This window comes from Streptomyces sp. NPDC107575, from assembly GCF_055657265.1.
Map to the genome: position 1 here is coordinate 225,604 of NZ_JBVKBG010000012.1, position 20,659 is coordinate 246,262.

Consider the following 20,659-nt stretch of genomic DNA (forward strand, 5'->3'; position numbering starts at 1 on the left):
AGGGCAGATGGATGAGCGTCGAAGTACTGAGGAAGGCGTGGGGGGAGCTGTGGGCGCGTGTCAGCGCGGTGTGGGCGCGGTGCCGTACACGTCGGCGATCCAGTCCGCGATGTAGTGGGTGGTGGGCGAGATGTTGTCGGCCGCGACGTGCTCGACACCCCCGTCGTGCCCGGTCATGATCTTCAGCTCCCTGCGGGGGCTGTTGACCGCGGCGTCGTACTGCTTGTGCGCCATGTCCACGGGAATCTGGCGGTCGCCTGCGCCGTGCAACACGAGGAACGGCACGCGGATGCGGTCGCTGACCTCGGCCAGGCTCATCGTCTTGGCGAAGTCCAGGAAGTCGTCCACCGAGTCCTTGCCGAACACCCACAGAAGATGTTCGGCGAAGTGCGGCACGGACTTCTCGGCGGCGTGCGGGGTGTCCTGCTGCAGGCGACGACGCTGGAGTTCGGACCAGTCGTAGATGGCGCCCCAGGCGACGCAAAGGCTGAAGCGGGGCTCGAACGCGGCGGCGCGGGGCGCGTAGTAGCCGCCGAGGGACCAGGCGGCCACGCCGATGCGTGCCGGGTCGCAGTCCGCGCGGGTCTCCAGGTAGTCCACGCACGCCGACCCGTAGCGCTCGCTCTCGGCGAACCCCGTCATGCCTCGCAGCCGCAGGGCCTCGCCGGATCCCGGCTGGTCGATGATGAGCGAGGAAACACCGCGCCGGGCCAGTTCCTGGGCGATGCCGGTCCCGTAGACCATCTCCTTGGTCGAGTCGAGGCCGTTGAAGAGGACGACGAACGGGTTCCTGCCCGTCGGCCTCTGCGCCTGGACGAGCAGTCCGGGCAGCGAGCGGTCGCCCTGGTCGTCCTTGTAGGGCACCTCGACGAACTCGCAGTTCTCCTCGCCCAGGGTGACGGCCTTGCGGAAGCAGTCCAGGCCGGCTCGGTAGGCCTCGGCACGAGGGGCGTAGCCGTGCTTCTGCATGCGCTCCGCGGTCAGGAAGTACACCGCCACACGCCGGTAGCGTGCCGCCGCCGCATAGTCGCGGGCAGCGGCCGCGTCGGTGTCGGCGAGGCTGACGAGCCGCTCGGCCACCCCGCACCATGAGGCAAAGAAGTCCTCGCTGGACGCCACGGCCGGGCCGGTGTTCAGCAACGGCCGGCAGGCCTCGTCCACCTCGTCGATCGCGGCGCCGGTACTCAGGGCAAGGTTGAGGGAGAGGTTCCAGACGTAGTTTCCGGGAAAGTACTCGAACATTCGTGGGTGCCTTTCCAGGCTTGGGCGCCGGTCGCCGTGGGGCCGCGGCGAGTGGGCGGGAACCGGTGCGTGCAACAGAGGCGCGAGGACACGGCGTTCGGCGCGGCGCGGGGGCAGGAGTTCAGCTGCGGGCGGCGGTGTCCACGAGGATTTTTCCGTCGACGGATCCGGTCGTGAGCCGCTTGAGTCCCGATTCCACGAGGCCGTCGAGGGGGATCACCGCATCGAGGAGCAGTGCGCCCAGCGTGCCGTCGGCAAGGATGTCCAGGGCTGGCACCAGGTCCTCGTCGCAGATGTGCGCGACGGTGGACGTCACGGTGATCTCGCGCAGGGTCAGCGCCTGCAGGTCCACGCTCGGCTTCTGTTTGGGCAAGCCGACGGCCAGGACGTGTCCGCCGGCGGTGACCATGGCGAGCGCGTTCTCGAACTGTCCGGGAGCGCCGCTGGCCTCGATGACCACGTCGGCGCCTCGTCCTCCCGTGGCCTGCAGCACCGCTGCCACGACGTCGTCGTGCGCGGAGAGCGTGTGCGCCGCACCGAGCCTGCGGGCCCGCTCCAGTTTCGGGCCGGGCAGGTCGATCACTGTCACGTCCGCGGTGTGCAGGTGATGGAGACCGGCCAGGACGAACGTGCCGATCGCGCCCGCGCCGATGACCACGACGGTGTCGCCGTCGCGCACCCCGGCCCGCCGGGCCGCGTGCAGTCCCACTGCCAGCGGTTGGGCCATGCCGGCGTGGTCCAGCGGCAGTCCGCCGGGCACCGGGCGCAGCATGTGGGCCGGGGCCGCGACGAACTCGGCGAGGCCGCCTGGGGCGTTGAGTCCGAGCGTGTAGTAGCGGCGGCAGAGGTTCGTGCGTCCCTGTCCGCACCGGTCGCACGTGCCGCACCAGACTCCCGCGCCGGCGGCGACGATCTGCCCCGCGCGCAGCGGCACGTCTCCGCGTGCTTCCACGACCTCGCCCACGAACTCGTGCCCGGGGATCATGGGGCCGAGGTGGCCGCTTCCTGGGTGGCGTGCTGCGAGGGGCACCATGACCGGGCCGTGTGCCCACTCCGTGGCGTCAGTGCCGCACAGCCCGTTGCGGCGGACTGCGATCAGGGCCTGTCCGTCCCGCGGTACGGGCACCGGCACGTTTTCAATACGGATGTCTCGTGCACCGTGGTAGACGGCGGCACGCATGGTTTCGGTCATGCTGGCTCCGGATGCAGGTCTCCTTGATGTCTCGCCGGCTTCGGCGGCCCGGCGAGGACGCATTTCAAGGGGCGGTGTCGGCCGGACAAGTCCGGCCTGATTGCGGGCACCACCCACAAACACTGTCCGCTTCCACTGAACGCGTGCGCCCATCGTGAACGCGACAGAACGTGGTGTCAACAGACTGCTTCGACTCGGTTAACAAGCCCCTTGCCTCGGCAGGCACGGTGCAGCGGGTACCGCTGTTCACTGTCACGGAACCGAGGTAGCGTTCAGTGAGATCTAACGACCGGCGGCCGGGCAGCCGGAGAACAGGGGCAGGCACGTGGAGGAACACATCGGACGAGCTCTCAGGGCGGCCCGTGAGGCACAGGGGATCAGCCTGCGGGCTCTTGCGGTGGACACCGGCATTTCGGCCAGCCTGCTGTCGCAGGTGGAGACCGGTAAGTCGCAGCCGTCGGTGAGCACTCTGTACGCGCTGGTCAACCGTCTTCACGTCTCACTCGACGAGTTGCTCGGACTCGAAGTGAACCCTTCTGGCCGGACGCGCCCGGCCGCTGAGGCCACTCCCCCGGCGTCACAGCACCCCGGGGTCGTGATCCAGCGCGGGTCCGACAACCCGGCGCTGGAGATGGACAACGGGGTCCGCTGGGAGCGGCTGGCCTCGTTCGACAACGGGCTCGTGGACGCGCTGCTGGTGACCTACCAGAGCGGGGCGAGCAGTTCGGTCGAGGGGACGCTGATGCGTCACAGCGGCTTCGAGTACGCCTACCTGCTCGAAGGGCCACTGACGCTGGTCCTGGAGTTTGACCAGTACGAACTCGAAGCGGGCGACTCCTTCTGCTTCGACTCCACCCGCCCGCACATGTACATCAATCGCGGAGACCACGCGGCCCGCGGCCTGTGGTACGTCATCGGCCGCAACAGTACGGAACACACACGCGAGCGCCTGGCCGACCTAGTGAACCGGGTTCCGGCCGCCAGCGACGCCGGCGTGGCCAACGTCCTCGACGTGTTCAGGAACCTGGACGAGGCCTCGCATGAACGCCGCCGGTGAATGACACCGCAGGTCGCTACTGACACAGAGACACACACGCGCCCATCCCCTGCGAGTCCACAAAGCCATGACCGACACCAGGATTGACACACGCAAGAGCGAGGCCAAGAGCGTTCGCACAAAGTCCGAGGGGCCTCGTGCCCCATCGCCATGCTTGGAGTGGCGACCGCTAGAACGATGCTTGTTGCGGCCAGATTCAGACGAGGACAGCACAGGCGTCCACCCAAGAGGACGCGTCACCTCATGACCCAATCCACTCAGAGGTGACCGAGGGGATGCAGTGTCAGGAGCGGGGACGGGCAGCCGGTCCCGGCGTGGCGACGACCTCGCCGGGAGTCAGCCCAGTATGGCCGTGCTCGCACTGAGCCACCACGCGCACTGGAGCACCACACCCCTCATGCCGCAGGTCGAGAACCGGCGACGGCTCGTCCCCCAAATGCGACTCCCCCCACTGTTTGAGCGCGACCAGAACGGGCCACAGATCCCAGCCCTTGCGGGTCACCCGGTACTCGTTGCGTGAGCGGCTGCCCGGCTGCTGGTACGGCGTGACCTTGAGGATGCCTGCCGCCGTCAGCTTTCGCAGGCGATCACTGAGGACGGCCTCCGAGAGACCGATGTGGCGGCGGAAGTCGTCGAATCGTCGCACTCCGTTGCAGGCGTCTCGCAGGATGAGCAGCGACCACTTTTCGCCCACCACACCAAGGGTGAGCTGGACCGGACAATTTTCCGTGCTCGTCTCAAGCCACTCCATTCCCTCATCGTAGGGGCCTGGCTTTGTAATTGACAGCCAGAAGGCCCTGAAGCTAACTTCTGATTCGGAAGCTAGCTGACGAGGAGATAGACCGTGGGACGAACCCGTACGTACGAGTGGGAGGACCCCGCCCCTCTGGCAGCCTCCATCGGCCGCAGCTCAGGGCTGGATCTATTGCTCGACCTGCGAGCCGGCCGCGTCCCCGCGGCGCCCGTGAGTTCCACCGTCGGCTTCACCCTCGACGAGGTGGAGAAGGGGCATGTTGTCTTCTCAATGATCCCCGGCGAGGAGCACTACAACCCCATCGGCAGCGTGCATGGCGGGATCTTCGCGACACTGCTCGACTCGGCGGCCGGGTGCGCGGTCCATTCGACCCTTCCGCCCGAGATGGGCTACACCTCACTCGATCTGAACGTGAAGTTCCTGCGCAAGATCACTGTAGATACCGGCCGCGTCCGCGCCATCGGGACAGTTGTGCAGACGGGCCGTCAGACCGCCCTGGCACAAGCTCAGTTGCTAGACGCTACGGACCGTGTACTCGCCCACGCCACCAGCACGTGCCTGCTCTTCCCGCTGCCTACCCCCTAAGAGCGCACCCGGTCGATTGGCTGGACCTGGCGACGGCGTACGCGCCCAAACCGGTGGTGACCAAACGCGCCGCAGACGGCGCCGCCGTCTCCTCTGCTTCCAGCCCCAACATCGTCGCCAAGAGGCTCGAACAGCTCAACATCCACGCCGGCCACCGAGTCCTGGAGATTGGCGCGGCGACCGGCATCAACGCCGCCCTCCTCGCGGAACTGACCGGGCCGGGTGGCTCGGTCGTGACCATCGAGCTCGACGAGGACCTCGTCAACGGCGCACGCACCGGTCTGGCCGCCGCCGGATACAACCGCGTCGAGGTGATGTGCGGCGACGGAGCCCTCGGAGCCCCCAGCCACGGAACATTCGACAGGATCATCGTCACCGCTGGCGCCTGGGACATCTCCACCGCTTGGTGGCACCAGCTCGCCATCGGCGGCCGCATCGTCGTCCCGCTCCGACTGCACGGCAGCGGCCTGACCCGGTCGCTCTGGCCCAGGCCCTCGCCCAGCCCGCCCGCCATCAATGGACCGGCCTCCACGTCCGCCACGACGAACCCGCCGCCCACCTTGACCTCTGGCTCGCCACCACCGGATCCGGCCTGAACTTAGGCAAACTGTCCGTCGGTTCCGGCGCCCGCGACATCTGCCTGGCAGATCCGGCGGTGCGCTGGTCCGGTGCTGCCTTGTACAACGGCGGTACGTTCGCCTATCTGTCCGCCCGCCCCATCGACGATGCCACCGACGAGCTGGGGATCATCGTTCACGGCCCGGACGCAGACAAGCTCAGTGGCCAGGTAAACGATCTCCTGCACCGCTGGAACCAGCAGCGGCCTGCGCAGCCCATCGTCACCGCATACCCTCCCTCCACGAGAGATGACCGCCTCGATGCCGGTGCCCGCGTCACCCGCCCCGACACTCTCCTGACCATCGCCTGGTGAACGGAGGTCGTTCTGCCGTCCTGTTGCTCCACTGACTCGGACGAATGCCCGGGATATTGAGGTCCGCCACCCGGACTGCAGCGCGCGCTAGCCTTCGCATGTGGAGACGTATCCCCCAGATGATGACCATGGCCCGTGGGCGGCTGTGCTGGTCGCTTCCTCAGCCGGCGGCGTTCAGGGCCTCGGCACACTCCTGGGCGGGCTGCCACCCGCGCTGCCCGTGCCGGTACTGGTCGCCCAGCACCTCAACCGGTCCCGCGAGACACACATCGTGACCATCCTGGCGCGTTCCACCCTCCTGCCGGTCAAGCTCGCCAAACATGGGCAGCGCCCCCAGGCAGGCACGGTCTACATCGCCCCGCCCGACCGACACCTGTGCGTAGCGGACGGCGGGGCTCTGGCTCTCACGCACGAGGACCGGGTCAACTACGCCCGCCCCGCTGCCGACCCCCTCTTCGAATCGGCGGCGCAGGCCTACGGATCCGGCGTCGTCGGCTGCGTACTCACCGGAGCTGACAGCGACGGCGCCAAGGGCATCGAAGCGGTCAAGGCACACGGCGGCACGGTCATCGTCCAGGACCCGGAAACAGCCGAGTTCCACGGCATGCCCAAAGCCGCGATCAGCACCGGGAAAGTGGACTTCGTTCTTCCCCTCCCGGCCATCGGCCCCGCCCTCACCCGACTCGTCCAGCCCGACACGGGCGCCGTCTGACCTCACGTCATGCCCTGGCCGTCCTCAGAAGGGCGGCCCATCGGCGGGGTCCTCAAGCCCCTGCCGTCCATGCTGGCGACCGGACGCCGCCCTCCGTTCATCACCGGGCTCCTCCCGTCGCGGAGCCGCGTACATACAGCGATTCACACAAGGCGATCGTCTCCCGGCTCGGATCCTCGTCGAGTTCGGCCAGTTCTGCTCTCAAGAGGCTCAGCGTGCGTGGGATGTCCGCATGCAGGCCCAGGCGTGCTTGAACGCGCGCGATGTCGCGGTAGATGGCCTCGTTGTAGCGGTCGAGCGTCCTGGCGCGCTCAAGTAGGGCAAGGGCCCGCCGCGGGTCGGACGTACTCAGGACGCGGGTGAGCTCGGCGAGCGCATCGAGTACGTCTCGACGCACTGCCTCGCGCGGCGCTTCGCACCACTCCGCCACGATGCCGGTCGCGAAGTCCCCGGTGTAGAGACTGGCGCCGCGTTCCAGGGCATTCAGGCGCAGCTCATCGTTCCCCACTGCGCCTGCCTCGCTCAGCTCGTCCTCCAACTTCCACAGATCGACGGAGACTTGGTCGTGGTCCAGGATGTACCGGCCTCCGTCGTGGTGGACGATGTTGCGGATCTCGTCGTGGGTTGCAGTGCGCAGGGTGCGGCGGAACTGGCTCAGGGTGGCGTGGAAGCTGTTGTACGGGTGCTCGCTGGGCGCGTCTGGCCAGATGGCAGCCGTGAGCGTCTCTCGGCGAGCTCCGTTTCGATGCAGTGCGAGGTACGCCAGGATCTCGCGATGCTTCGGGGCGAGGGCTCCGGCAAGGTTCTTGCCGGCTGCACCGCGGGTGGGGTGATACTCCAGATGCACTGAGCCCAGCACCCTGAGCGAGAGCACGCATGTCGTGGTCGGCGGCGGCGCTTCAGGCCGTCTACGGATGTCCGAGTCATGCCCTGTCACTTCGCTCTCATCCACAGGGGGCGGAGGCGCCTCCGCCCCCGACTCCGACACCTGAAGGAAGTCGAGGAGCGCCCCCGCGGCGGGAGGCGGAGATGTGAACAGGCGCGTCCCGGTGAGCCCCTCGGTACCGGGTGAACTGTCCGCCGTGACGGTTCCGTCCTGTCCCACCTCGAGAGTTCGCCCTGGGCTCCATTGCCCCAGCAGCACACCGGCCAGGCCGAGTGACATGTCGTTGTCGAGCAGTGCCCGCAGACGTCCATCGGAGTTCGGCGCAGCGCCGGCGATCAGCAGGAAGTCAATGTCCCTGGCGCCGTGGGGTGTTGGGCCGATGTCGTCATCGAGTGCGCCACGCGCCCGGCTGAGGAGCTCGGCCTCCAGCACATTCAAGGCTGTGTCCAGGTCTTCGACGGTGCGCAGGCCCGATGGGTACGCGCGCACTGCGACCTCCTCGGCGAAGAGCCGCGCGGAATCCTCAACCGGGACCAGGATCACGAGCTGCCCGGCGGTTGTCTGATGTCGCACTGGCCCGCCCGCGACCAGTAGGGCGCGCACGGCATCCACGGCTCCGGCCCCGACGAGGCCAAGGCCCTGGCTGCGGGCGATGTCCCAGGCGACGGACTGGCATTCCCCGACTGCGGCAGCCGTTCCGTTGACGGGTGAGAGGGGGTCCTCGCTGTGTCGGACTTCGGTCCTGGGCCCCACGTCGTACGTTCGCGGCGCCGAGCCGGCTCCCACGTCAATCGTCGTGGGGCCGGCGGCCTCCCGCCCCTCGCCACCATGAGCGGTGCGCAGGGCACGGACCACCGGGGCTATCTCCACGTCCTCACGCTCAGCCCGACCTCGCTGGTGGCGTGCTCGCCGTCGCAGACGCGCGGCCGTCGCTGCGGCGGCGATCAGCGCTGCCAGGCCAAGACCGACATAGCCACCGGTTGGTAGGTCAGGTACCGGGTGGCGATGCTCAGCATGGCCAGGCTGCCGGGGCTTGTGCGAAGCGGTGCCCGTTGGGGCCGGAGTCGAGCTCGGTTGATGGGACGTGGAGGGCGACGTCGTTGGGGGAGGTTCACGCCCTGGGGCAGCGGGTCCCGGATGCGGCGTGCGGGAAGGCAACCGGAAGGTCCAACCAGGGCGGATCAGATCAGGGTTGGTCAAAGCATCTCCATCGAGCTGAGGACGGCCTCGATTGAGCTCGTAGATCTCCGGCCATCGCGCCCCGTCGCCCAGCGTGCGCGCAGCAATCCCCCACAGGCTGTCGTGGACACCGTGCTCGGGCGGGCGCACGGTGACGGTCCGCGGAGGACGCTGTGAGGAGGCCTCGCTCGTACCGTCGACGGTCGCGTCCATACGCACGCCCGGCCCGGCCTGCACTGCCTCCGAGGTCGCCTCTACGGGACCCGGTCGCGCCAGCAGCCCCGTCGTAGCTCGAACTTGAGCGGATCGGCCGGCGCCCTCAGGGCGGTTCAACATCAGTGCCGCGATGGCGGTTCCGACCAGCAGCACGGCCACCATATGTACCGATCCGTGCGGAAGACCACGCACCTCCGGCCACGCGGCTCCGCTGATCACGTCCCTCGCGGTACGACAGACATCGACGGCGAAGGTGCCCCAGACCGTCCACAGCACACATGCCAAGGCCTTGAGCAGAAACGGGGTGCTCACCGGTGCGCTCAGGACCGCTCCGGCTTCCGTCCACGTAGGCACATGATCCGGCAGCGGCCACCCGACATACCGCCACAGCCCCCACGGAACTCCTGCCCCCAACAGAGCCAGCGACACCGTAGCCAGCATCCCTTGCAGGCACCGAATCACGCGGTGCCCGCCCCCTCGGAAGGGCAGCAGTGTCATGGAACTACGGGGCCGGTGTTCCGCACCGGGTGCGCCGAGCCCGAAGCCGACACCGTTAAGGACTGGATGCCGACTACGCGTAGAAGTTGGGTGGAGGAGTGTGCCGTGACCGTCACCGTGACGGATTCCGCGGTCGCCGTGACCGTGCCCGCGTCACCCGCGGCGAGAAGATGGCGCTGAGCCAGGTCGCGGGCATGCTCGGGGATCAGTCGGAGTGTGCCGTGCGCCCGATAGGCGGCGAGGTCCAATGCCTGAGCACCTCGGCGCGCAGCCTCCTGGGCTTCGCCGATGGCGCGCACCTTGGCGGCCAGAGCGAGGCCTCCGTCCAGGACGAGCCCTGCGAACATCAGCGTGGCGACCGTGATCAGGGCGACGAACACGGTCGCCTGGCCGTCGTCTCCTCGGATCGTCTTGCGCTGACCAGCAGCAGAAGGAAGCAAAGACGTCATGAGTGGTCCGCTCCCGGGTGGGCCACGGTGCTCGCGGCATGTGGCACAACGACGTATCTACGAGGATCGGGCTCAGAGATCGCTGGCTCGCCTCCGCGGTACACGTCTACCGGCGACGTGAAATCCGCGCTGAGTGCCGTAACGCCGGGCACGTCCAGTAGCGCGAGGTCGCTCAGGTCGACGTCGCAAGTCACGGAAGCCCGCACGGTGCCGCCCGGCTGCAGACTGCCCTGAATACGCACTGCCAGCCCGCGGCACGTGGCGCCCGTGCCTCCCAACGCCTCCTCGGCTGTTGCCTGGGCATGCGCGGTTGCGGCCGCTGTGGTGCGTTCGGAACTGGCCGCCCTGGCCGCTTGGTGGGCAGCGTCCTCGATGAGCAGGCGAGTGTCTGCCATCCGTCCGCAGAAGACGAGGAGCCAAAGAGTCAGGAGCAGCACCGGGGTGATCAGGACGAGTTCGACGGCGGCCGAGCCCGCTTCGTATCGGCGGTGGTGAGTCTGGCTCTCGTCCAGTTGCACAAGCTGCATTGAGTCTCGCAGCAGTCGGCTCCGTGCCGGCGACCCCGCGTCTACAACGGCTCTCATCGGGTGCCGCCAGCACCGGTCGTGACCGTCTCGACCGGACCGACGGACTGCGCACGAATCGGTAAGTGCAGGAAGGGCAGAACTGGGCCGGCCGTGCCGGACACCCGCACCGCAACGACGCGAGGCCCACGTGTCAGTTCGACGCTCGCCCCACGGAGGGGGCCTCGTCCCAGCTGCTCCAGGACTCGGTTGCCTTCCTCCCGGCCGGCCTTCACGGTTCCGTGTTGCACGCGCGTGACTGCCAGTACGTGGGCGGCGGCAGCCTGGGCGATATGGGTGGCGTGCAGGTAGACGGCCGCCTGGGCCAGGAGCAGGACGAACGTGAACACCAGAGGCAGGACGAGCACCATCTCAACGGTGCCGCCTCCCGCATCGCACCGCAGTGCCGTCCCCAACCACTGGCGAATCCGAGCTACTTGAAGGTGACACTTCGCGCTGCGGCCAGGATCTGCGGGCCGAACAGCCCGGTGACCGTCAGGGCGAGCGCGGCGAGGAAGGCGATCCAGATGACCTGTTCGGTCGTCATCGCGCCCGCATCGCGCCGCAGGGCACGCGCTACAGCGCTGAAACTGCTTCGTAGGGATCGGAGGCAGGTGAGTGGCGACATGTCCGCGGCCCTCCCAGAGTGATCGACGGGTTTTCACAGCGAGGCCTCGATTTGAACGAGGGCTGGATAGAAGACGAAGAGCACGAATCCGAAGGCCATCAGCACGCCCGGCACGGCCATGCGTTCGGTGGCCGCGTTGGCCCTCCCCTCGGCTTCGGCGGCATCGCGGCTGCGGAGCGCGGCGGCCTTGGCTGCGAGGGACGCACGGACTTTGGCACCCTCGGTCCCTGCGAGTGACAGAGCAGCCGCCACTTCGCTCAGTTCGGCCACGCCGACCTCGTCGCCGAGTTGACCGAGCGCTGTCCAAGGGGAAGTGCGTGTCATGCGGGCGCTGTTCAGCGCGCCGCGTATGCGCTGGAATGGTTGCCCGTGGCCGATCTCGGCAGCGTCGGTCAACGCGCCCTCCACGCCTGCGCCTCCGGCCAGCAAGATGTGGATGAGGTTCAGATAGACCGTCAGGGCGTGGCGGAAGGCTGCCCGCCGGCGCTCTGCCGCCGCCCGCACACCGATGTCCGGCAGGAGGAATCCGGAGGCGGCCAGGGCCAGTGCTCCTCCCAGTGGAAGGGGCCAGGGCAAGGGATGGCCGCCGATGGTGAGGATCAGTTCAATGGTGGTTGGCAGGCACAGGCCTGCGAGGGTGAGTGCGGCCTTCTCCCCCAGGTACGTCTCCACCGCCCGGCCCATCACCGACAAGTCCCGGCGCACGCTGCTCGTGGGCAGCCCCATGGCACTCAGTACGCGAGTGAAGGGAGCGCCCAAGCGCTCTGCCCACCCCCGCTGGGAAGTGACTGGCCTGTCGTCCGTGGCAGGAACCGCGTGGATGCGTGAAACCAGTTCGCTCAGGGGCGGGGGAAGCGGGAAGACCCAGTACGTCAGGGCCCACAGCCCCAGACCGACTCCCATCGAGAGCACCAACAGGGCAATCATGTCGACAGCTCCTGCCGCACGCCGTCCCCGGTTTCCGTCACGTCGCCGAGCGGCTCGGGGTCGGCGAGGACCCGCTCGGGCTGGTCGATCCTTGCCATCCGGCGCAGCCATACGAAGGCTCCCGCGAACACCGCACCGATCAGCAGCAGGACCAGCTGCCCATTCCACGTGTCGTACGGGCTGAGAAACGCCGGGTTCAGGAGGACGAGTCCGCCCGCGAAGGAGATGGTGGTGATGACGACGACGCGCAGGGTCGTCCGCACGCGGGCTCGGCCGGCGTCGATCCGCTGCCGCATCTCCACGTGAGCTCGGGCCGTTGCGGCCAACGCGTCGAGGACAGGTACGAGTTGGCGCCCCTGCCGCTCCGAGGCAAGTATCAGCGCGGCGATCACCAGGTCGGCCGTGGCGTCTGCCAGATCGGCCGCGAGGCACCGCAGCGCGTCGGGCAGGCGTTGCCCTGCGGCGAGCCGGACGACGAGCGTCCGCACCTGCGGCCGGACGGCTTCCGGGGCGGTTTCTGCCGTGGCCACCATGGCCTGTTCGAGGCCGGCTGCGGCGGCCAGCGTGTCGCGGAGCATCTCCGTCCAGCCGGCGACCCCTTCGACCCTCGCGATCTCCTGCCGGTGCGCGGCGGCCTGCCCCAGCAACCGGGGCAGACTCCACATGGCCGTCGCCGCCAGCAGACCCCCGACCACCCATCCCGTCACCGCGCCGCACACCAATCCGGACAGCCCTGCCGCAGCCAGCCACCACCTGCGGTGTTCCGTGCGCAATCGCTCCCGCTGCGTACGGCGATCCGTGGTCCCTCCGTACGGGCGCCGCACCGTCCGCACGAGGACGAACACCCCGGCTCCGAAGCCGAGTCCGAGCAGCCCCAGCAATGCTGCGTAACCTGTCATGCCGCTCACCCCCACCCGGCCCCGTCGTTCCGCTCCAGGCGTTCGGGGTCGAACCCGGCGGCCGCCAAATCATCAAGGGTGTCGGCGCGCAGGGGCGATCCGGGTACAGCACGCAGGTCCGGTCCCGGCCGGAAGACCTCGTTGGAGACGATCTGCTGGCCGTCGGCATCGACGATCTCACGGATGGAGGACACCACTCGCCTGGCCGGGTCGTCGCGTGGCTTGTCGAGGTGTACGACGAAGTCCAGTGCCGATGCGACCAGCAGATTGGTGGCCTCCAGGGGCAGTCGTTCCGGGCCCTGGACGGCGTAGGCGGCCAGCTTGATGAACGAGCCGCGGCTGGTCGAGGAGTGCAGCGTGGCCATGGAGCCGTCGTTGCCCTGGCTCATGGCATTGCACATGGGGATGACTTCCGGCCCGCGCACCTCCCCGACGATCACACGGTCTGGAGACATGCGCAGCGCCCATCGCACCAACTCGGCCTGCCCGATCGCCCCTTGCCCCTCGATGTTCGGCTCGCGTGCCTGCAGGGCGACGACATCCGGGTGAGTCCGGGTGTCGGTGTCCAAGCCGAGTTCGAGTACGTCCTCGATGGTGACCAGGCGTTCCCACGGCGGGATCTCGGCAGCGAGGGCCCGCAGCATCGTCGTCTTGCCGATGGCCGTGCCGCCCGTGATCAGGACGTTCTTCCTGGCTCGGACCATCGCACCGAGGAAGGACTCCAGGTTCCTGTCGAGTGCGCCCGCGTCGCGCAGCTGGGCGAGCGTGGCACGCTGGAGGCGGTGCCGCCTGATGGACACCGACGGGCGCGCGGTGACGGCCATGACGGCGAATACCCGTTCACCACTTGGGAGTTGGAAGCCAACTCCCGGGCTGCCACGGTCGAAGCGGCGTTCCTCGACGCCGGCACGTGCCGCCAAGTCGCGGATGAGGGCGACCAGTTCCCGATCGGAGTCGACCACCGGCCGGAAGCGCTCGCGTCGGCCGTCGGCGAAGCGGACGAAGACCCGGTCGCCGTTGATGTTGATGTTCTCGATGTCCGGGTCGCGCAGCAGGGGTTCGAGGCCCGCGAGACCGAGGGATTCGGCCAGCACGGTCGTGATGACCTGCTGTTCGGTGTCCGGTGACACCACGTCGTCGCCTCGGGCGAGTTGGGCACGGGTGTGTTCCTCGGCGATGTCGACCAGGATCGTCCTCGCCGTTGTCCGGCGTTCGTCCTCGGACATCGCGCGACGTCCTGTTTCCTCATCGGCGCGGATTCGCTCGGACAGCCGGGCAGGCAGTTCCTGGCGTAGGCGCTGGTGTAGCGACTCCGCAGCAGGGCTCACTTCCTTGGCTCCTGCATCAGCCACTTCGCGCGCCGGCGGGCGGCTCCACGGCAAGCCCGGTTGGATCACTGCGGTGCTCGGCGGAAGCGGGCGCGCGTGCTCGGGCTTCGGCTCCCTCGACGCGCTCATCGCCGCGCTCCGCTCGAAACGGCCGGCGCACGCCGTGCCGCCGCAGCCACCGACCGTCCTCCAGTCCCGGCACCCGCTTCGGTCTGCTCACCACGGGTTGGCAGCTGCCTGCCCGACCTCCCCGCGAACGAGGGCGCGGCGACCGTCGCGGCGATCCGAGCCATTGCGCCGGCGAGCGGTGAACGCGCCGACGCGCGGCGCGGCCCCGTACGCCCGCCCAGCAGCGCCGCTCCCCTGCGGTCTTCCGGGACGCGCCCGAGCACATCGAGCCTCAGGGCCTGCTCGATCGCGTGGGTCCCGTGTCCGTCACCGACCAGGAGGAGGCAGACGGACGGTGCCCAATGCGACACCTCGTCCCACCGCGCCGACACGTGCGACAGCGCGTCGTCGTGGGCGCGGGCGACCAGCAGCAGGACGTCCGCCGCATTCATGATCTGCAGGGCAGGGGAATCGGGGTCGGCTCGTCCGCAGTCCGCGACCACTACGGCGCCTGGGTCGTTCGCAGCACTACGCAACGTATCCGACGGGGAGTTGGTGAGCTGCCGGAGAACGGCGCGTGCCTGCTCCGCCCCCGCGGGCCCGACCACCACGGGGAGCCCGCCTGGGAGTCGTTGGGTGTGTTCTCGGATCTCGGTCGTCCTCTGGGTCCTCCGTGCGGCGGCCGTCAGAGTGACCAGCCCCGGGGAGAGGGCGAGGCGGAACCGGGCGAGCAGATCTCCGCCCGCCGGGTCGCACTCCACCAGAACCGGCCGCTGTCCCGCAGGCCACCCCGCGGCCAGAGCCAATGCGGCCGTGGTGACTCCTGGAGATCCTTTGAGGCTGCACAGTGCGACGAGTGTCATGTCCGGCCCCCGTTCACGATGACGACGGTGACTTCTCCTTCGCGTGCGGTGGCGAGCTGACGTGCGGCGGCCGAGTCCATCTGCAGGGAGGCCACGGTGGTCTGCTCGTTCGGTGGTGTCTCCACCGCTACGACGGTGGCGCTCCAGGAGGTGGACGACTCTGTAGTCGAGGCAGTGCTCCCGGACTCGCGTGATGTCATGACGGCCGTGACGCGGTTCCCCGGTTGCAGTCCGGGCGGGAACTGACCCGCCTTCAGGCCGATTGCCACGATCGCCGCACCGTGGGGAGGCACCCGCGCCTCTCCCACCACTGCCTTGGTCAGCAACGCGCCCGCCGGGAGGCTGTAGGCGACAGGGCGGCCTTCCACCCTCCAGCGGGCGCGGGCCGGCAGCGCGGAGAGACCACTGCCCGCCGTGATGCTGAATTCCCGGAGGTCCCGTGCACGCAACTCGTGTCCAACCGCGACCGGACGCGCCAGGGCCAAGACCTCTTCACTGTCGCCGAGCCGCGTACCCACGACCACGCCGGCGGTGGCACATCCCACCACCAGGAGAAGTCCAAGCAACAGATGTCGCGGGCGCCGGATCCGCGGCAGCGCCGTCAGCCTCGTCGAGGTGTGCCTCAGTGGGCGCGCTTTCGGCTTCTTGGAGCTGCTCGCGCTCCTCGGATTTCTGGGATCTCCGCTTCTCGGCGTGGGCGGTGCACCGTGCCTCGCTGTCGAGTGCGGGGACACTCGGGGTCCCACCATCTGCTGCCTCCCGACACATGTCTTCTCGGCACCGCGCGGTCGGCACGGCGCTCGTCGTTGATGTCTGTTGGTGCCCATGTGCCGACGCTGCGGCGCCACTGGACCGTGCGGTGCGCGGCCTTTCGGCTGCGCCTCGCGCTCAACCGCCGGTGTTCAGCGCCTGGCTCTCGGCCACACGGACGGTGGCGTTCGATGTGGTCGTCAGGTCAGGGAACGTGCCGGACTGACCGGCTCCCTGCCAGGTGACCTTCCAGTGCACAGTCGCCGAGACGGGGTAAGCGCTGTCCGGTCGACCTGCCGATGAGGTTCGGTAGGTGTGCCCACAGTCGGGAGACGGCCGCTTCGCATCGATCGCGCGCCTGTACGGTGTACCGGGTCCCCGGCAGGTCACCGAGCCGCCGTCTCCGAGCCTCCAGACGACCTTCGCCGGCCGGGCCACCGCCGTCACGGAGACACCGGGCACCGAAGCCGTCGCGGACACGCGCCGCCAATCACCGCGCGCCAACCACAGCCAGGTCGGCAGGTTCACCAGTTGCTCGCCCCGCGGACTCGTAGCCATCTCTGGAGCAGGAAGACGGAGCTGGGTGCGGGCGCGTCGCGCAAGGTCGGCTGGTGCCACGGCGAGGGCCGGGGCCTGGGCCGGGCCGCCATCGCCCTCTGCCGTATCCGGAATCCACACTGGCGGCCGATAGAAGGCGTCCCGTGTACCGCCGCTGGTGCAGCGGTACACGTACCACCCGCCGCTGTCCCGTGGTGCTGGGGCCTCCCCAGCGGCCCCGAGCCCGTGCACGAAACGCGCCTGCACTGCTCGGGACCGCTGCCTTCCCGCCGAGCGGGGATAGGTGGCCGGGGCCACCTCCGGCGGGGGCTTGTAATTGCTGCGCTCGTAAGCGCAGTTGGCCAGGTTCGGATCGCGGGGCGCGGCCCTGTCGCCGCTGCCGCTCCCATTTCCGCGTTCTCTTCCGGCGTCACCGGTACGCGGAGGTGTCTTGGGATGCGTACGCCGGGGAACGTGGCTTCTGCCGTCCCCCTTGCCGACACCGAGCTCGCAGCCGGGGTGGGGATTCTGCGAGCAGTCCACCGTGCCCCAGCCACTGTCACCCAGCGCAGGCGCGGCGCCGACGAATACGAGCACCGCAGCGGCGCCCGCCATGACGAGCGGTCGATTCAGCATGACCCGACACCCTCCACGGCAAAGCGTGTGACTTTCCAGGTGCCGTCGTCCTGCTTCTTCACCTCGGCGGTGATCTTTTGCCGCCCACCCGGCCGGTCGTCCGCCAACTCCCCTGATCCCTTGCGGTACTTCAACCAGTGGGTGGAATCACCACAGTCAGAGATCAACGCCACGACCGGGGCGGCACGAGGACTGAGTCGGGCGCGTTCGGGCGCGTTGCGCGGTTCCCCCTTGGTGACGAGGCCGTTGCGGCGATCCGCGTACATGCCGCGTGTGATCGCACCGAGAGCAGCCCCGGTGGCGTGCCGGGACAGCAACGGCGACCGCCAATCGGAGGTCCGTGCCGCGACTGCCATGTCCTGCCACATACCGAGGTACGCGGCGGTAGCTCGCCGCTGGGCGATGGCCGCGGCAGACGGACTGCTGGAGGCGGCGGAGCCGGTCGGACTCGCCGTACTCGAGCGACCAGCGTCGCTCGAATCCTTCGCGCTGTCGTGGTTGCCGGAGTCGGTGCATCCGGCGACCACCAACAGCAGCAGGGTTGCCGCGGCGCCGGCCTGGAGAGCACGGCACCGCACGCCCGGTCCACTGGTGGCTGGCACAACGGGCACCTCCCCCTCGGATGGAGATTCGGATGGCGTCTCGCGCCGACCACACGCGGCACGGTCGGCGCATCCATTCCTCTACTCCGGGCCCACGCCCCGACTGCAAGGTACGTACGCGTACGGACTTCAGAGTCGGTACGCATTCATTGCCGTTCCTTTACCTCGGGAGGGGTCTTCTCTTCCCAGTCGATGTGATGACGGGTCAGCCACGGGGCCGCGTTGCGCGGGCCGTCCTTCAGGAGCCGCGACAGCATGAAGTCGCGCAGGAGCCGCTGAAGCGGACCGGGGATCGCACGCCTCTTCATGCTTGCGCTGGTGGCTACGAGTTCCTCGACGCGGGGGCGCCGCAGTTGCTCATAGCGCGTGAAGGCCGCGTCCAATCCCGGGATGTCGCGCAGACACTTGGCGAGGACCACGCTGTCCTCCAGGGCCATGGACGCTCCGTGTCCAGCGTTGGGCGCCGCTGCATGAGCGGCATCACCGATGATCACCATCGGCCCGGCGTGCCACAGCGGCGTCGAGGCGATGTCATAGACACTGACGCCCACCACGTCATCCTCGGTGGCACGGATCAGGTCCGAGGCGGCTCGGTCATCGCCGGCTACCCGCTCGAGAGCCCTGCGCTTCCACTCTTCGGGCGTGACAGCTGCTGGGCCGTCCGGAGCAGGCACCGAACCGGGGATATTGACGAACCACCAGGTATCTCCGCCAGGTGTCGTGAGGTACGCAAAGAAGGCCCTCTTGCCGTAGACCATGCGCATGGTCTCGTCCGGAGCGCTTACGGGGGCCTTGCTCGCGTAGCCGCACACCACCTCTTCGCCCGTGTAGCGGGGGCGCGGAGCAACGGGGTCGATCATGCGCCGGGTCGCGGAGTGGATGCCGTCGGCCCCCACCAGGAGGTCGCCTTCTGCTTTGGCGCCGTCCTTGAACGTCGCCATGATGCGCCCCTCTGGAGTGCGTACCGCGGAGACGAGGCGCTTGCCGGGTTCGACGCGGATGCCGCGCCGTCCCGCCTCCTCGGCGAGCACCCGGCACAACTCCGCGCGCCTCAGGGTTCGCGGGCCAGTCAGCCGTCCGAAGCGGTCTTGATCGATCCTCGCGTCTCGTAGACGTTTGCCTGTACCCGTCGCGAACTCAATGCTCGTCACAGCGAATGACCGCTCCACCACGAGTTGATGGGCGTCGATGGCACGGAGCGCGTCCATTCCGTTGGCGAACAGTGAGAGGAACGCGCCGCGTTCACTGACGCCGTTGGGATGGACTTCGTACACGGTCGAAGTGATTCCGGCCTTCTGCAGCGCCATCGCGGTCGTGGGGCCCGCGACACCTCCACCGATGATCAATGCGTGCATCAGGCTTCTCCGTTCGGGTCCGCTGTGCGGAGGGCGTCCGCGAGCACAATGAGTTCACGGACGTCAGCTTCAAGAGAGGGGTCCGGGGGCACGGCAACAGCGACGGCGTGCGCGGAGGCCAACTCGCCTGACTCATGGGCGCGCAGGGCACGACGCAGACGACCAGAGAGTTCCGGGGCTTTCAGGTCGTCCCGGTCCACGTCCGTTTGAGATGGGTTGATGTAAGGACTGATGCGAACCAGTCCGTCCCGGCACTCGATGGCTCGGCGATAGTAACGACGGTGCACAGCACGTGGGTTGATTGCGTTGCGCCAAGCACTCATCGGAACACGCGGCAGTACATTCTCCGGGAACAGCTCATGGAGGGCAGCCCAGAGGGGCTTCAAGCGGCGATAGTGCAGGAGATGGCGCCACCACACACGCAAGGCGATCACACGCATGGCGGCGGCCGGGTACGTGACTCCGACCAGGAACAGCACGACGCCGGGAAGCATCAAGAAGACCGCAGCGAACCATCCGAGAGAGGTCGACGCAGCCCCGGCGGTGTCCAGGTTGGTGGACACGTCGTCGCCGCCGGCCCAGTGAAGGATGACCGCCACGATGTACAAGGTGTTGGCCAGGGCGAAGGCGATCATGCCAGTGGCCGCGATCCGCAGGCCTCGTCGCAGTCGGGGGCCAGCTCCGCGCGCGTAACACCGGTTCCAGAACCAGGCTTTGGAGAAGGCGAAGACCAGATACGCGTCTGCGGCTACATAGAACGCGGCCACGCTCGTCACTCGATGGTCGCGCGTCCCCACGCCTTCAGGGGTGCTCAATGTGGCCGCCACGAGGACCACGAACGTCAGGGCCAGAGGGACCCCGTACAGCCTGGCCCGCCGCGACGCCTCACGCTCTGACAGCGCCGAGTACAGATAGAAGCAGATCAGGCCGTGCATGGAGATGATGTCCAGGGAATGCTCAATCAGTCGGGAGACCATCGGCGTCGTGCCAAGCAGCCCCGTTCCGGCGTCTGCGGCACGGCCGAACGGAAAGGCCAGCGTCCAACCGCTGATCAGGCCGCACAGCGCCCAGAGGGCTCGATCCTTCGGCGCCCGGCGCAACCGCAGGACCGTCCACATCAGGACGAGTGGCGCAGTGATCCCATACATTGTGAGCATGCCGCTCATAGCCACCCCAGCCGGTCACTGAGCGCCGTGTCCATCCGTTGAGCGGCGACCTGAGCAGCCGCTCCCGAAACGACGTGGTCGAGGACGGACGCCCACTCCAGGATGATCGTCGCCACCGTCTCGGCCTCACGTTCATCAGCGTGGTCGTACACCGAACGTCCCAGAGCGTGCAGGATGCGGCTCTCGTCGAGGGGCGGCACAGGACCATTCGGACTCTCCGGGAAACCCCGGCCGAGCCCCATGGGGAGTTCGAGTGGTGTGTGGTTCTCGTGCCCCGCAAGAATGTGGCCGATCTCGTGCAGAATGATGTGTCGCTGGTGGGCCGGACTGGTCTGCCGCTGGTAGACGATGTAGTCCGCCACATCATGACCAACCCACAGACCGTACGGGCCGGATGCGGGAATGTCCAAGGGCAGCAGTCGAAGATCCCTGCCCCGCTGTTGCGCGAAGCGCCGGCACAGTTCTTCCACGTCCAGAGGCGGCCGGATCTGCAACTCATTCAGTAATCGTCGACAGCGTCTGCGTAAGTCACGCTCACTCATCGATCTCTCGTCCCTCCATATATGCACGAGATTCCGGAGCCACGGATTCACGTG

The 20,659-nt window shown here is 68.3% G+C and carries 22 protein-coding genes; 6 read left to right on the forward strand and 16 right to left on the reverse strand.

Translation table 11 applies throughout. From position 1 onward, the window contains the following. Nucleotides 1–60: 60 nt before the first annotated feature. Nucleotides 61–1,242 (reverse strand): alpha/beta hydrolase family protein, encoded by a 1,182-nt coding sequence (locus ACZ7L4_RS41340; protein ID WP_472110228.1) that lies wholly within the window; start codon nt 1,240–1,242, stop codon nt 61–63. Between the two features lie 121 nt (nt 1,243–1,363). Next, entirely contained in the window at nt 1,364–2,434 is a 1,071-nt protein-coding gene (locus ACZ7L4_RS41345) for a zinc-dependent alcohol dehydrogenase (RefSeq protein WP_472110229.1), read from the reverse strand. A gap of 325 nt (nt 2,435–2,759) precedes the next feature. Here ACZ7L4_RS41345 and ACZ7L4_RS41350 point away from each other — a divergent pair, with 325 nt between their 5' ends. Beyond that, on the forward strand, nt 2,760–3,491 hold the full coding sequence (locus ACZ7L4_RS41350) for a helix-turn-helix domain-containing protein (protein WP_472110230.1): 732 nt from the start codon (nt 2,760–2,762) through the stop codon (nt 3,489–3,491). Nucleotides 3,492–3,774: 283 nt separating this feature from the next. On the opposite strand, the gene ACZ7L4_RS41355 is transcribed toward ACZ7L4_RS41350, so the two are convergent. After that, nucleotides 3,775–4,242 carry a winged helix-turn-helix transcriptional regulator gene (locus tag ACZ7L4_RS41355; protein ID WP_472110231.1) on the reverse strand — a complete coding sequence of 156 codons (468 nt, stop codon included), beginning with the start codon at nt 4,240–4,242 and terminating at the stop codon, nt 3,775–3,777. Between the two features lie 93 nt (nt 4,243–4,335). On the opposite strand from ACZ7L4_RS41355, the gene ACZ7L4_RS41360 reads away from it, so the two are divergent. From ACZ7L4_RS41360 to ACZ7L4_RS41375, 4 genes are all read left to right on the forward strand, one after another. Next, entirely contained in the window at nt 4,336–4,830 is a 495-nt protein-coding gene (locus ACZ7L4_RS41360) for a PaaI family thioesterase (protein WP_472110232.1), read from the forward strand. Between the two features lie 53 nt (nt 4,831–4,883). After that, the gene (locus ACZ7L4_RS41365) at nt 4,884–5,426 is read left to right on the forward strand and encodes a methyltransferase domain-containing protein (RefSeq protein WP_472110233.1); all 543 of its coding nucleotides are present in this window, start codon (nt 4,884–4,886) and stop codon (nt 5,424–5,426) included. 80 nt (nt 5,427–5,506) lie between these two features. Beyond that, nucleotides 5,507–5,761, forward strand: coding sequence for a hypothetical protein (locus tag ACZ7L4_RS41370; RefSeq protein WP_472110234.1), 255 nt, complete (start codon nt 5,507–5,509; stop codon nt 5,759–5,761). 145 nt (nt 5,762–5,906) lie between these two features. Further along, nucleotides 5,907–6,473 carry a chemotaxis protein CheB gene (locus tag ACZ7L4_RS41375; protein WP_472110235.1) on the forward strand — a complete coding sequence of 189 codons (567 nt, stop codon included), beginning with the start codon at nt 5,907–5,909 and terminating at the stop codon, nt 6,471–6,473. Nucleotides 6,474–6,573: 100 nt separating this feature from the next. Here the strand turns inward: ACZ7L4_RS41375 and ACZ7L4_RS41380 are convergent, their stop codons facing one another. After that, complete coding sequence (locus ACZ7L4_RS41380) at nt 6,574–7,971, reverse strand: AfsR/SARP family transcriptional regulator (RefSeq protein ID WP_472110236.1); 1,398 nt, start codon at nt 7,969–7,971, stop codon at nt 6,574–6,576. Nucleotides 7,972–8,187: 216 nt separating this feature from the next. Here ACZ7L4_RS41380 and ACZ7L4_RS41385 point away from each other — a divergent pair, with 216 nt between their 5' ends. Further along, entirely contained in the window at nt 8,188–8,346 is a 159-nt protein-coding gene (locus tag ACZ7L4_RS41385) for a hypothetical protein (RefSeq protein ID WP_472110237.1), read from the forward strand. A gap of 902 nt (nt 8,347–9,248) precedes the next feature. Here the strand turns inward: ACZ7L4_RS41385 and ACZ7L4_RS41390 are convergent. The 12 genes from ACZ7L4_RS41390 to ACZ7L4_RS41445 form a co-directional block, all read right to left on the reverse strand. Further along, complete coding sequence (locus ACZ7L4_RS41390; RefSeq protein WP_472110238.1) at nt 9,249–9,701, reverse strand: hypothetical protein; 453 nt, start codon at nt 9,699–9,701, stop codon at nt 9,249–9,251. After that, nucleotides 9,698–10,219, reverse strand: coding sequence for a TadE/TadG family type IV pilus assembly protein (locus ACZ7L4_RS41395; protein WP_472110239.1), 522 nt, complete (start codon nt 10,217–10,219; stop codon nt 9,698–9,700). The genes ACZ7L4_RS41390 and ACZ7L4_RS41395 overlap by 4 nt, the downstream gene beginning before the upstream one ends. A 62-nt stretch (nt 10,220–10,281) precedes the next feature. Further along, nucleotides 10,282–10,680: a TadE/TadG family type IV pilus assembly protein gene (locus tag ACZ7L4_RS41400; protein ID WP_472110240.1), complete on the reverse strand. Its 399-nt coding sequence runs from the start codon at nt 10,678–10,680 to the stop codon at nt 10,282–10,284. Between the two features lie 245 nt (nt 10,681–10,925). Next, on the reverse strand, nt 10,926–11,819 hold the full coding sequence (locus ACZ7L4_RS41405; RefSeq protein WP_472110241.1) for a type II secretion system F family protein: 894 nt from the start codon (nt 11,817–11,819) through the stop codon (nt 10,926–10,928). Continuing rightward, on the reverse strand, nt 11,816–12,718 hold the full coding sequence (locus ACZ7L4_RS41410) for a type II secretion system F family protein (protein ID WP_472110242.1): 903 nt from the start codon (nt 12,716–12,718) through the stop codon (nt 11,816–11,818). The genes ACZ7L4_RS41405 and ACZ7L4_RS41410 overlap by 4 nt, the downstream gene beginning before the upstream one ends. A 5-nt stretch (nt 12,719–12,723) precedes the next feature. Then, nucleotides 12,724–13,944 carry a CpaF family protein gene (locus ACZ7L4_RS41415; RefSeq protein WP_472110243.1) on the reverse strand — a complete coding sequence of 407 codons (1,221 nt, stop codon included), beginning with the start codon at nt 13,942–13,944 and terminating at the stop codon, nt 12,724–12,726. Between the two features lie 227 nt (nt 13,945–14,171). Beyond that, nucleotides 14,172–14,606, reverse strand: coding sequence for a hypothetical protein (locus ACZ7L4_RS41420; protein ID WP_472110244.1), 435 nt, complete (start codon nt 14,604–14,606; stop codon nt 14,172–14,174). Nucleotides 14,607–15,013: 407 nt separating this feature from the next. Further along, a complete protein-coding gene (locus ACZ7L4_RS41425; RefSeq protein ID WP_472110245.1) occupies nt 15,014–15,142 on the reverse strand; it encodes a hypothetical protein in 129 nt (42 codons plus the stop codon). Between the two features lie 1,791 nt (nt 15,143–16,933). After that, nucleotides 16,934–17,542, reverse strand: coding sequence for a hypothetical protein (locus tag ACZ7L4_RS41430; RefSeq protein WP_472110246.1), 609 nt, complete (start codon nt 17,540–17,542; stop codon nt 16,934–16,936). A gap of 146 nt (nt 17,543–17,688) precedes the next feature. Continuing rightward, nucleotides 17,689–18,897, reverse strand: a complete 1,209-nt coding sequence (locus ACZ7L4_RS41435; protein WP_472110247.1) for an FAD-dependent oxidoreductase — start codon at nt 18,895–18,897, stop codon at nt 17,689–17,691. Continuing rightward, nucleotides 18,897–20,063, reverse strand: coding sequence for an MAB_1171c family putative transporter (locus ACZ7L4_RS41440; RefSeq protein ID WP_472110248.1), 1,167 nt, complete (start codon nt 20,061–20,063; stop codon nt 18,897–18,899). Before ACZ7L4_RS41440 ends, ACZ7L4_RS41435 begins: the two co-directional genes overlap by 1 nt. Further along, nucleotides 20,060–20,605 carry a hypothetical protein gene (locus ACZ7L4_RS41445; RefSeq protein ID WP_472110249.1) on the reverse strand — a complete coding sequence of 182 codons (546 nt, stop codon included), beginning with the start codon at nt 20,603–20,605 and terminating at the stop codon, nt 20,060–20,062. Before ACZ7L4_RS41445 ends, ACZ7L4_RS41440 begins: the two co-directional genes overlap by 4 nt. Between the last annotated feature and the right edge of the window lie 54 nt (nt 20,606–20,659).

Excerpts from the sequence above, each read along its gene's own strand:
- ACZ7L4_RS41340 (WP_472110228.1), bottom strand. The coding sequence starts at position 1,242 with ATGTTCGAGTACTTTCCCGGAAACTACGTCTGGAACCTCTCCCTCAAC.
- ACZ7L4_RS41445 (WP_472110249.1), bottom strand. The coding sequence starts at position 20,605 with ATGAGTGAGCGTGACTTACGCAGACGCTGTCGACGATTACTGAATGAG.
- ACZ7L4_RS41405 (WP_472110241.1), bottom strand. The coding sequence starts at position 11,819 with ATGATTGCCCTGTTGGTGCTCTCGATGGGAGTCGGTCTGGGGCTGTGG.
- ACZ7L4_RS41415 (WP_472110243.1), bottom strand. The coding sequence starts at position 13,944 with ATGTCCGAGGACGAACGCCGGACAACGGCGAGGACGATCCTGGTCGAC.
- ACZ7L4_RS41410 (WP_472110242.1), bottom strand. The coding sequence starts at position 12,718 with ATGACAGGTTACGCAGCATTGCTGGGGCTGCTCGGACTCGGCTTCGGA.
- ACZ7L4_RS41435 (WP_472110247.1), bottom strand. The coding sequence starts at position 18,897 with ATGCACGCATTGATCATCGGTGGAGGTGTCGCGGGCCCCACGACCGCG.
- ACZ7L4_RS41420 (WP_472110244.1), bottom strand. The coding sequence starts at position 14,606 with ATGAATGCGGCGGACGTCCTGCTGCTGGTCGCCCGCGCCCACGACGAC.
- ACZ7L4_RS41390 (WP_472110238.1), bottom strand. The coding sequence starts at position 9,701 with ATGACGTCTTTGCTTCCTTCTGCTGCTGGTCAGCGCAAGACGATCCGA.
- ACZ7L4_RS41385 (WP_472110237.1), top strand. The coding sequence starts at position 8,188 with ATGAGCGGTGCGCAGGGCACGGACCACCGGGGCTATCTCCACGTCCTC.
- ACZ7L4_RS41355 (WP_472110231.1), bottom strand. The coding sequence starts at position 4,242 with ATGGAGTGGCTTGAGACGAGCACGGAAAATTGTCCGGTCCAGCTCACC.
- ACZ7L4_RS41345 (WP_472110229.1), bottom strand. The coding sequence starts at position 2,434 with ATGACCGAAACCATGCGTGCCGCCGTCTACCACGGTGCACGAGACATC.
- ACZ7L4_RS41440 (WP_472110248.1), bottom strand. The coding sequence starts at position 20,063 with ATGAGCGGCATGCTCACAATGTATGGGATCACTGCGCCACTCGTCCTG.